At 69.9% G+C, this 9,490-nt stretch carries 11 protein-coding genes; 3 read left to right on the forward strand and 8 right to left on the reverse strand.

Going from position 1 to position 9,490, the window contains the following annotated elements:
- Window positions 1–55 precede the first annotated feature (55 nt).
- From ACFWJW_RS01835 to ACFWJW_RS01850, 4 genes are all read right to left on the reverse strand, one after another.
- A complete protein-coding gene (locus tag ACFWJW_RS01835) occupies window positions 56–412 on the reverse strand; it encodes a Scr1 family TA system antitoxin-like transcriptional regulator (RefSeq protein WP_387233369.1) in 357 nt (118 codons plus the stop codon).
- Between the two features lie 35 nt (window positions 413–447).
- Complete coding sequence (locus ACFWJW_RS01840; protein WP_387233372.1) at window positions 448–924, reverse strand: DUF6879 family protein; 477 nt, start codon at window positions 922–924, stop codon at window positions 448–450.
- Complete coding sequence (locus tag ACFWJW_RS01845) at window positions 908–1,117, reverse strand: hypothetical protein (protein ID WP_387233375.1); 210 nt, start codon at window positions 1,115–1,117, stop codon at window positions 908–910. Before ACFWJW_RS01845 ends, ACFWJW_RS01840 begins: the two co-directional genes overlap by 17 nt.
- 257 nt (window positions 1,118–1,374) lie before the next feature.
- Complete coding sequence (locus tag ACFWJW_RS01850) at window positions 1,375–3,048, reverse strand: fumarate hydratase (RefSeq protein ID WP_387233377.1); 1,674 nt, start codon at window positions 3,046–3,048, stop codon at window positions 1,375–1,377.
- Window positions 3,049–3,236: 188 nt separating this feature from the next.
- Here ACFWJW_RS01850 and ACFWJW_RS01855 point away from each other — a divergent pair, with 188 nt between their 5' ends.
- On the forward strand, window positions 3,237–4,148 hold the full coding sequence (locus ACFWJW_RS01855) for a DUF1707 domain-containing protein (RefSeq protein WP_387233380.1): 912 nt from the start codon (window positions 3,237–3,239) through the stop codon (window positions 4,146–4,148).
- Between the two features lie 257 nt (window positions 4,149–4,405).
- On the forward strand, window positions 4,406–4,762 hold the full coding sequence (locus tag ACFWJW_RS01860) for a WhiB family transcriptional regulator (RefSeq protein ID WP_387233382.1): 357 nt from the start codon (window positions 4,406–4,408) through the stop codon (window positions 4,760–4,762).
- Between the two features lie 129 nt (window positions 4,763–4,891).
- Here ACFWJW_RS01860 and glpX read toward each other — a convergent pair whose 3' ends face one another.
- Entirely contained in the window at window positions 4,892–5,923 is a 1,032-nt protein-coding gene (gene glpX / locus ACFWJW_RS01865; RefSeq protein ID WP_387233385.1) for a class II fructose-bisphosphatase, read from the reverse strand.
- A 205-nt stretch (window positions 5,924–6,128) separates the two neighbouring features.
- On the opposite strand from glpX, the gene ACFWJW_RS01870 reads away from it, so the two are divergent.
- A complete protein-coding gene (locus ACFWJW_RS01870; protein WP_387233387.1) occupies window positions 6,129–6,665 on the forward strand; it encodes a DUF4245 domain-containing protein in 537 nt (178 codons plus the stop codon).
- 111 nt (window positions 6,666–6,776) lie between these two features.
- On the opposite strand, the gene ACFWJW_RS01875 is transcribed toward ACFWJW_RS01870, so the two are convergent.
- The 3 genes from ACFWJW_RS01875 to xseA form a co-directional block, all read right to left on the reverse strand.
- Complete coding sequence (locus ACFWJW_RS01875; protein ID WP_387233390.1) at window positions 6,777–7,370, reverse strand: malonic semialdehyde reductase; 594 nt, start codon at window positions 7,368–7,370, stop codon at window positions 6,777–6,779.
- Window positions 7,371–7,664: 294 nt separating this feature from the next.
- The gene (locus tag ACFWJW_RS01880) at window positions 7,665–7,958 is read right to left on the reverse strand and encodes an exodeoxyribonuclease VII small subunit (protein ID WP_387233393.1); all 294 of its coding nucleotides are present in this window, start codon (window positions 7,956–7,958) and stop codon (window positions 7,665–7,667) included.
- Between the two features lie 29 nt (window positions 7,959–7,987).
- A complete protein-coding gene (gene xseA / locus ACFWJW_RS01885) occupies window positions 7,988–9,223 on the reverse strand; it encodes an exodeoxyribonuclease VII large subunit (RefSeq protein WP_387233395.1) in 1,236 nt (411 codons plus the stop codon).
- Window positions 9,224–9,490: the final 267 nt, after the last annotated feature.

Consider the following 9,490-nt stretch of genomic DNA (forward strand, 5'->3'; position numbering starts at 1 on the left):
ACATGAAATGTTCTACCGGGGTTTCGGCTGTTGCGTCGTTCAGTCGCGTATTCGACTAAAGATCATGAACGGCAGGTCGCCGCCCAATCACCACGGGCCACCTGACTGCCTGCTCTGTCAGCAGAAACGTGAATCGCTTCGACTGGTCATAGAGGATCGCTTGCCTTTCCAGCTTTCCGGCCACTGCCCTGCTGGTGTCCACGGGAGAGTTGGACAGGCTGGCCCGTGCATATTCGGGTGTGGCCAGCAGGCCGGTAATCATGGAGAGGAGAAAGTACCGCATGTGGGTGCAGGACGATTCGAGTGCCTTCAGTTCCGCTTGCCGCGTCCCTAGTCCTTTACGGCGCAGCTCTCGAAGGTTCCGCCACTCCGTATTGGCGACCCTGGCCAGGTGGGCCACTTCTGCGACCACCTCGGGGGAAGCATCCAGTGCCTTGAGGATCTGCTCTATATCGATGAGTGAGGGGCGACCTTCGGGGCCGGGTCTCCCTCGTACACTTCGCGGCTGATCTGTGTGCCATCCGACTCGTAGTGCATGAGGACGACGGTGGACCGATCGAACATCCAAAAGTCCTGGGATTCGGGAAGTGGGTTCTCCCGGTTGGTCACGTCAAGGATTCGGATGTCCTCGCCGGCTCGGGCGTGCGGCTGGTAGTACCGAGAGAACTCGAATTCCAGATACTCGGAGAGAGGCTGCGTCACCACATGGACGCGCCCCTGACTCCGGCCGTCCCGTCGCTGCTGTCTCAGGCGCTCGGTGTAATCACAGGAGAACGTCTCCGGATCGATTCGCTTCCCTGCTCGGAAATCTTCGATCTCTTCCGCCTCTTGAGGGGCGAGATATTGTGGCAGGGTCTCCAGTCGCCAGGCTTCCTTCTGGAAGTCGCGGAACTTTGTCCGCCACTCGTCACCATCCAAGAACACGGATCGCCTCCCTCAGTACGCTCTCCGGGATCTCTACGAGGCTCTCTCCCTCGGGCGGAGCGAAGCCGCTGAACACCTCGCCCTGAACGACGAACGCTCCGTTCTCCGTCAGGTAGATGTTGGGGCAATCGTCCGCCCCGCATTCCCCATTGCCATTGCCCGTGAGCCGGGTGAGCCCAGCACGCTCAGACATGCGAAACGGCCTGTTTCGCGGCCCCAGTTGGGCCGGTAGTGACGACGGTACGAGGGGCGACGCCACTGCGTCCATGCGCTCTCGCGACTATGCGCGTCTTCGCATAAACCGGTCCCGTGAGTCGCGGCGCGGTCCGGTTCGCTGCCTCCTGGGCAGATCGGAATACGCCGTCGTGCGGGCAGGGACGGCACAGGTACAGCAAGAGCCCCCGACACCACGTCGGGGGCTCTGCGGTTTCCTGCCGGCAGGTCAGGCGATCAGTTGGCCTGGCGCACCGGAATGCTGGTGAACGTGGGCGCCGGGGCCGGGTCCTGGAAGAAGTCGTTGCCCTTGTCGTCGACGACGATGAAGGCGGGGAAGTCCTCGACCTCGATCTTCCAGACGGCTTCCATGCCGAGTTCCTCGTATTCGAGGACCTCGACCTTCTTGATGCAGTCCTGGGCGAGGCGGGCGGCCGGGCCGCCGATGGAGCCGAGGTAGAAGCCGCCGTGCGTGCCGCAGGCATCGGTGACCTGCTGGGAGCGGTTGCCCTTGGCGAGCATGACCTTGGAGCCGCCGGCCGCCTGGAACTGCTCGACGTAGGCGTCCATCCGGCCCGCGGTCGTCGGGCCGAACGAGCCGGAGGCGTAGCCCTCGGGGGTCTTGGCCGGGCCCGCGTAGTAGACGGGGTGGTTCTTCAGGTACTCCGGCATCTCCTCGCCGGCGTCCAGCCGCTCCTTGATCTTCGCGTGGGCGATGTCGCGGGCGACGACCAGGGTGCCGGTGAGGGAGAGCCGGGTCTTGACGGGGTGCTTGGTCAGCTCGGCCAGGACCTCGTCCATGGGGCGGTTGAGGTCGATGGCCACCGCGTCGAGGTCCGGGCCGGCGCCCTCGGTCAGCTCCTCGTCCGTCGTCTCCGGGAGGAAGCGGGCCGGGTCGGTCTCCAGCTGCTCCAGGAAGACGCCCTCGGCGGTGATCTTCGCGACGGCCTGGCGGTCCGCGGAGCAGGAGACGGCGATGGCGACCGGGCAGGACGCGCCGTGGCGGGGCAGGCGGACGACCCGGACGTCGTGGCAGAAGTACTTGCCGCCGAACTGGGCGCCGATGCCGATCTTCTGCGTCAGCTCGAAGACCTTCTCCTCCAGCTCCTTGTCGCGGAAGCCGTGGCCGGTGGGGGAGCCCTCGGCGGGCAGCTCGTCCAGGTAGTGCGCGGAGGCGTACTTGGCGGTCTTCATCGCGTACTCGGCGCTGGTGCCGCCGACCACGATCGCGAGGTGGTACGGCGGGCAGGCGGCCGTACCGAGCGAGCGGATCTTCTGCTCCAGGAACTTCATCATGGAGGTCTCGTTGAGGACCGCCTTGGTCTCCTGGAAGAGGAAGGACTTGTTGGCGCTGCCGCCGCCCTTGGCCATGAAGAGGAACTTGTAGGCGCCGCCGTCGGTCGCGTACAGCTCGATCTGGGCCGGCAGGTTGGAGCCGGTGTTCTTCTCGTCCCACATGGTCAGCGGGGCCATCTGCGAGTAGCGCAGGTTCAGCTGGGTGTAGGCGTCGTAGATGCCGCGGGAGAGCGCTTCCTCGTCGCCGCCCTCGGTCAGCACGTGCTGGCCGCGCTTGCCCATCACGATCGCGGTGCCGGTGTCCTGGCACATGGGCAGCACGCCCGCGGCGGCGATGTTGGCGTTCTTGAGCAGGTCGAGTGCGACGAAGCGGTCGTTGGCGCTGGCCTCGGGGTCGTCCAGGATCTTGCGGAGCTGGGCGAGGTGGGCCGGGCGCAGATAGTGCGAAATGTCGTGCATCGCCTCGGCGGCCAGCTTGCGCAGCGCCTCCGGCTCGACCTTGAGGAACGTCCGGCCGTCGGCCTCGAAGGTGCTCACGCCCTCCGAAGTGACGAGGCGGTACGGGGTGTTGTCCTCACCTACGGGGAGCAGGTCGGTGTAGGCGAATTCCGGCATTGAAGGTCATTCCTTACTCGGAGAGGTCCGGCTGGCATCTACGGCAGCGCCTGAACAGCGTAGAACCCTGGCGCGCGGACGCCGCTGTGAGGTAGGGCTCAGTCGTCGCGCGGCCGGATCTGTTCGATTTCCGGGGTCGGTCCCGCGGACCCTGGTCGCGATCTATCGCGTTTCGGTACGCTGGGCCGGTGGATGCAGACAACGGGGGACGTCCGGGCCCTGAGACCCCGCCCGGACCGCTTCAGGAGCAGGACCGGCTCCAGGAGCGGAAACCGCTGAACATGGCCAAGCCGGCGGCCGGGGCGCCGGCCCCGCCCGCGGTGGCCGAACGCGATATCCGGGCGTCCGACGCGGACCGCGACCGGATCGCCGAGATCCTCCGCGAGGCGCTGGCCGAGGGCCGGCTGGACCCGGAGGAGCACGCGGAGCGGATCGACGCGGTCTACCGCGCCAAGACCATGGGCGAGTTGGAGCCCGTGGTACGGGATCTGCCCGCGGCGGGCGGCAGCCGTCCGCGGCCGGACCAGGGCGGGTATGCGTACGGGCCCGCCGCCCCGGCAGCGGACCAGAACCTCGTCGCGATCTTCAGCGCCGCCGTCCGCAAGGGCCGATGGCAGGCCCCGGCGCGGATCAACGCCGTGGCGTTCTTCGGCAGCGTCGAGATCGATCTGACCGAGGCCGTTTTCCCGCAGCAGCAGATCCAGATCAACGTCACCGCGGTCTTCGGCAGCGTGGAGATCCGGGTCCCGGAGAACATCACGCTGCGCAGCAGCGGCTCCGGCATCCTCGGCAGCTTCGAGGTCGTCACGCATGAGGCGGGCGACGCCGACGCCCCGCAGGTCCAGGTCAACGGCTATGCCGTGCTGGGCAGTGTGGAGGCCAAGCCCAAGCGCGGCGCCTGGATCCGCGATCTGCGCGACCGGCTGCGCGAGGGGCGCCGGGAGCTGCGCGAGGAGCACCGCGAGCGCCACCGGCAGCTGCGGCAGGACCAGTGGGAGTGGCACCGGCAGCTGCGGCAGGAGCACCGGGAGGACCGCGAGCGGCATCGCTCCGAACGGCGTGAGCGCCAAGACCGGTTCCGTAAGGGCACGGACGACTGACGGCGGCAAACGGGCCGCGGGGCCGGGGAGTTGCGGCCGGCCGGCGTCCGGGAGGGCGGCTGCCGGGTGTTCCCGGAGGGTTCGTCCGCTGACGCTTTTCTCGTTGTCGCACGATCGCCACGGTGTGCATAAGCGTGCGTACAGCGGGTAGGGCTGGTGCATCGTCTCTCGTACGGCTGCGGGGTGCGGAAAAAGGCCGTGCGCAGCGAGACGGGCAAGGGTGATTCTCGCGCCGAAGCCGTCGTCAGGAGTAGACCGTGCTGCTACCGCAACAGCCCCTGGATGCCGCTGTCGTTCCGTCCCAGCAACTGCCTGCTCGCGACGAGGCCGGCCCCTGGCATTCGGAGGCGGTGTGCCGCCGGGACGAAGCCGGGCTGTTCTTCGCCCCGTCCAAGGAGCCCACCGCCGCCCGGCTGGCCAGAGAAGAGGCCGCGAAGCGGGTGTGTGCCCGCTGCCCGGTGATGGTCGAGTGCCGGGAGCATGCGCTGCTCCAGCCCGAGCCGTACGGCGTCTGGGGAGGTCTGACCGCGGCCGAGCGCCGGGTCGTGCTGACCCGCCGGCGGCGCCGGGAGAGCGAGCTCCAGCGCACGGCCCATATGCCCGCGGCGGGCTGACCGCCGCGGCACCGGCTTCGGCCCGTACGGCGCAGACAGGACGCAGGGGTCACTTCGCCCCCGCCGGAGACTCTCCGACGGGGGCGAAGTGTGTGTACGGGCGCGGGCCGGAAGGGCCCGCCGGGCCCCCTAGCTGGGGCGCTCGAAGTCCACCGAGCTGTAGGCGCGCAGCTTCGACAGCCGGTGCTGGGAGTCGATCTGGCGGATGGTGCCGGACTTGGAGCGCATCACCAGGGACTGGGTGTAGGCGTTCTCGGCGCGGTAGCGGACCCCGCGCAGCAGTTCGCCGTCGGTGATGCCGGTGGCGACGAAGAAGACATTGTCGCCGCGGACCAGGTCGTCGATCTCCAGCACCTTGTCCAGGTCGTGCCCGGCGTCCAGCGCGCGCCGGCGCTCCTCGTCGTCCTTGGGCCACAGCTTGCCCTGGAAGGCACCGCCCAGACACTTCAGCGCACAGGCCGCGATGATGCCCTCGGGCGTCCCGCCGATGCCCAGCAGCAGGTCCACGCCGGTGCCCTCACGGGCCGCCATGATCGCGCCGGCGACATCGCCGTCCGCGATGAACTTGATCCGGGCCCCGGCTTCCCGGACCTCCTTGACCAGGCCCTCGTGGCGGGGACGGTCCAGGATGACCACCGTGACGTCCTCGACCGCGGACTTCTTCGCCTTGGCGATCCGCTTGATGTTCACGGCCACCGGGGCCGTGATGTCGACGAAGTCGGCGGCCTCCGGGCCGGTGGCGAGCTTGTCCATGTAGAAGACCGCGGACGGGTCGAACATCGAGCCGCGCTCGGCCACCGCCAGCACGGAGACGGCGTTCGCCATGCCCTTGGCGGTCAGCGTCGTCCCGTCCACCGGGTCCACGGCCACGTCGCACTCCGGGCCGGTCCCGTCGCCGACCCGCTCGCCGTTGTAGAGCATCGGGGCGTTGTCCTTCTCGCCCTCCCCGATGACCACGACGCCGTTCATCGACACGGTGTGGATCAGGGCGCGCATGGCCTTGACCGCCGCGCCGTCCGCGCCGTTCTTGTCACCTCGGCCCACCCAGCGGCCCGACGCCATGGCACCGGCCTCGGTCACCCGGACGAGCTCCAGGGCGAGGTTGCGGTCCGGGGCCTCCGGGCTGACCTCGAGTTGGGACGGGAGATGATGCTCGGTCATCGAGCGCACCTTTCTGTACGGCGACGGCCGTGAAGGATGAGGGTGATACCGACCTTATCCGTACCTCGCCAAAATGAGCAGAGGGCCCCACGCATGAGCAGCCGCGGGGGCACCGGGTGCCGAAGCTTTTGCGCAGGTCACGGCCATGACCGGGGGGCCTGTCGGGCCCGTGGCGGCCATAGGGGACCATAGGGACGTGGCAGGTATGCGAGGCAGGCAAACGGTGCGGGACATGGTCCTGTCGCTGGCGGTGATCGGCATCCTCGTCGGGGCGATCTACATCTTCATCCCGCACGACGAGAGCGCGGACGCGGCGCGGAGCGCGGTCAAGCGGGTCGACTACCGCGTCGAACTGATCACGGCCCGGCGGGCGGCGCCGTATGCGGTCGCCGCGCCCGAGGGGCTGCCCAAGACCTGGCGCGCCACCTCCGTCTCGTACAAGGCGAGCCAGGACGGCAAGGGCGGCGCCTGGCATCTGGGCATGCTCGACCCGGAGCAGGAGTACGCGGCCGTCGAGCAGAGCGATGCCCTGCCGCGGAAGTTCATCAAGGACGTCACCCTCGGCGCGACCAAGGCCGAGGGCAAGCAGGCCGTCGGCAGCAAGAAGTGGGACCGCTACCAGGGCGACAAGTACCGGGCGCTGGTCCGCGAGGAGTCCGGGGTGACCACGGTCGTCACCGGGACCGCGCCGTACGGGCGGCTCGCCGATCTGGCCGCCGCGCTGGTGGCGAAGAAGGGCTGAGGAACCGCGACACCGCTGAGGCCGCGACACCGCTGAGGCCGCCGCACCCGGGAGGGGTGCGGCGGCCTCGTGCGTGGTGCGGCCGGTCCGGGCCGGCGGGCCCGCCGGGGCTCAGACGGCGGTGACGGCCTCGTCGAAGGTCAGCCGCGGCGAGCGCGGGGAGAAGGCGTCCGCGCCCGGCTTGCCGATGTTGATGACGAGGAAGGACTTCTGCTTGCCGTCGCCGAAGAACTCCTTGTCGATGCCGGAGAAGTCGAAGCCGGTCATCGGGCCGGCGGCCAGACCGGCGGCGCGGACGCCGACGATGAAGTAGCCGGCCTGGAGGGTGGCGTTCTGGCCGCCGGCCGCCTCGCGGACCGCGGCCTCGGAGAAGAACGCGTCCTTGATGCCCGGGGCGTGCGGGAAGAGCTGCGGCAGCTTCTCGTGGAAGTCCAGGTCCACGGAGAGGATCGCGGTCAGCGGTGCGCTGAGGGTCTTCGGGCCGTTGGCGCCCATGGCGTGCTGGACCAGGCGCTGACGGGCCTCCTGGGAACGGACCAGGGTGATCCGCAGCGGCGTCTGGTTGAAGGCGGTCGGGCCGTACTTCACCAGGTCGTAGATGGCCTGGATCTGCTCGTCCGTCACCGGCTCGTCCGTGAACGTGTTGGCGGTCCGGGCCTCACGGAACAGCAGGTCCTGAGCGGCGGCGTCAAGGGCGAGAGACATGAAAGGCACCTCGGTGAGTCGGGTGGGGGGTCGGGTTCGGCGGTCCTGCGGGCACCGGTGGGTGCGGTGCCGTCGGAGAACGCTACGGGATCCACTGTAGGCGAGATGTGTGAAGGTTCAACTAAATTTGGATTATTGTGAGTCGGCTCACAGGGGTCGTCTTCATGCCGGGGTTCGGGCCGTCTTCGCGCCGGGGTTCCGGCGGGCTTCATCCCGGAGTTCCGGGGTTCGGGGGCCGGGGTTCCGGCCGGCCCCGGGGCAGCCCACGCGCCCACGGAGACCGCAGGGACACCCCTACGCGCGCTCCGCCCCGCCCTCGTCCGACGACTCCGCCAGCGCCGCGTCCAGCCGCGCCCGCGCACCGTCCAGCCAGCGGCGGCAGACCTTCGCCAGCGCCTCGCCGCGCTCCCACAGCGCGAGCGACTCCTCCAGCGTCGTGCCGCCCGCCTCCAGGCTGCGGACGACCTCGATCAGCTCGTCCCGCGCCTGCTCATAGCCGAGCGTGGAGTCCACCGGGGGCACCTGGGCCGTCCCGGCCGCCGCACCCTGCTCCGCGTCCGCCGCGTCGTCCGTCTTCGCCTTCGCCATGTCTCCCACCCTAAGAGTCCGTCCGTGCACTATTCGGCGGCCGTGGCGGCGCCCGGGGCACCGTCCACCCGCACCCGGAATTCGCCCTCGGCCACCCGGGCCCGCAGGGTGTCGTCCGGACCGACCTCCTGCGGCGAGCGCACCGCCGTCCCGTCCGGCCTCTGGAGGACCGCATAGCCGCGCTCCAGCGTCGCCTTCGGGGAGAGCGCGACCACCCGCGCCAGGGTGTGCGTCAGCTCCGAGTCGGCGCGGTCCAGCAGATGCCCCAGCGTCCGCCGGCCGCGCTCCAGCATCGCCGTGACCTGCTCCGCGCGCTCCTCGACCATCCGCTGCGGGCGCTCCATGCACGGCCGGTGCAGCGCCGCCGCCAGCCCCCGCTCCTCCCGCTGCACAAAGCCGTCGACCGCCCGCCGCGCCCGCTCCCGCAGCTGCTGGACCCGGGCCAGCTCCTCGCCGACGTCGGGCACCACCTTCTTCGCGGCGTCCGTCGGGGTCGAGGCGCGCAGGTCGGCGACCAGATCCAGCAGCGGGCTGTCCGGCTCGTGGCCGATCGCCGAGACCACGGGGGTCGCGGCCTCGCCCACGGCCCGTACGAGCTGTTCGTCGGAGAACGGCAGCAGGTCCTCCACGCTGCCGCCGCCCCGGGCCACGATGATCACGTCCACTTCGGGCAGCGCATCCAGCTCCTGGACCGCCGCGATCACCTGCGGGACCGCATGCACCCCCTGCACCGGCACATTGCGCACCGCGAAACGGACGGCCGGCCAGCGATGCCGGGCGTTCTCCAATACGTCCCGCTCCGCGGCGCTCGCCCGGCCGCAGACCAGGCCGATCAGCTGCGGCAGAAACGGCAGCGGCTTCTTGCGGTCCGCCGCGAACAGGCCCTCCGCCGCCAGCGACTTCTTCAACTGCTCCAGCCGGGCGAGGAGTTCCCCGACGCCGACCGGTTTGATCTCGGCGGCCCGCAGCGACAGCTGGCCGCGCGGGGCGTACCACTCCGGCTTGGCATGGACCACCACCCGGGCTCCCTCGCTGACCACGTCGGCGACCTTGTCGAAGACCTGGCGGTAGCACGTCACGCTCACCGAGATGTCGTACGACGGGTCACGCAGCGTCAGGAACACCACCCCCGCGCCGGGCCGCCGCGAGAGCTGGGTGATCTGCCCCTCGACCCACACCGCGCCGAGCCGCTCGATCCAGCCACCGATGAGCCGGGACACCTCGCCGACCGGGATCGGCGTTTCCGGGGACGTAGAAACAGCCATACGAGCGAGAGTAGCGGCGGGCACTGACAGTGGCTGCGCTTTGCTTTGGCCCCACGTTTTCGGCTGTCGCGCCGTGGTGGTTGCTCGCCGTGGGCTGCGCCCTTGCCTGCTTCCCACGTTTTTGTCTGACCCGCCGTGGGTCGTCTCGCCGTTGCGCCTGCGGCGGGCGGTGCCGCTGCGCGGGGCTGTCGGGTGCGGGGACGGGCCTGCGCGGGTGGGGTGGGGGGGGCGGCGTGGGTTTTAGAACGGGCCACCCCCCCCCCCCCC

This window comes from Streptomyces sp. NPDC127097, from assembly GCF_042724075.1.
Lineage (GTDB): Bacteria > Actinomycetota > Actinomycetes > Streptomycetales > Streptomycetaceae > Streptomyces.

Excerpts from the sequence above, each read along its gene's own strand:
- ACFWJW_RS01875 (WP_387233390.1), bottom strand. The coding sequence starts at position 7,370 with ATGTCTCTCGCCCTTGACGCCGCCGCTCAGGACCTGCTGTTCCGTGAG.
- ACFWJW_RS01880 (WP_387233393.1), bottom strand. The coding sequence starts at position 7,958 with ATGGCGAAGGCGAAGACGGACGACGCGGCGGACGCGGAGCAGGGTGCG.
- ACFWJW_RS01870 (WP_387233387.1), top strand. The coding sequence starts at position 6,129 with ATGCGAGGCAGGCAAACGGTGCGGGACATGGTCCTGTCGCTGGCGGTG.
- xseA (WP_387233395.1), bottom strand. The coding sequence starts at position 9,223 with ATGGCTGTTTCTACGTCCCCGGAAACGCCGATCCCGGTCGGCGAGGTG.
- glpX (WP_387233385.1), bottom strand. The coding sequence starts at position 5,923 with ATGACCGAGCATCATCTCCCGTCCCAACTCGAGGTCAGCCCGGAGGCC.
- ACFWJW_RS01845 (WP_387233375.1), bottom strand. The coding sequence starts at position 1,117 with ATGTCTGAGCGTGCTGGGCTCACCCGGCTCACGGGCAATGGCAATGGG.
- ACFWJW_RS01850 (WP_387233377.1), bottom strand. The coding sequence starts at position 3,048 with ATGCCGGAATTCGCCTACACCGACCTGCTCCCCGTAGGTGAGGACAAC.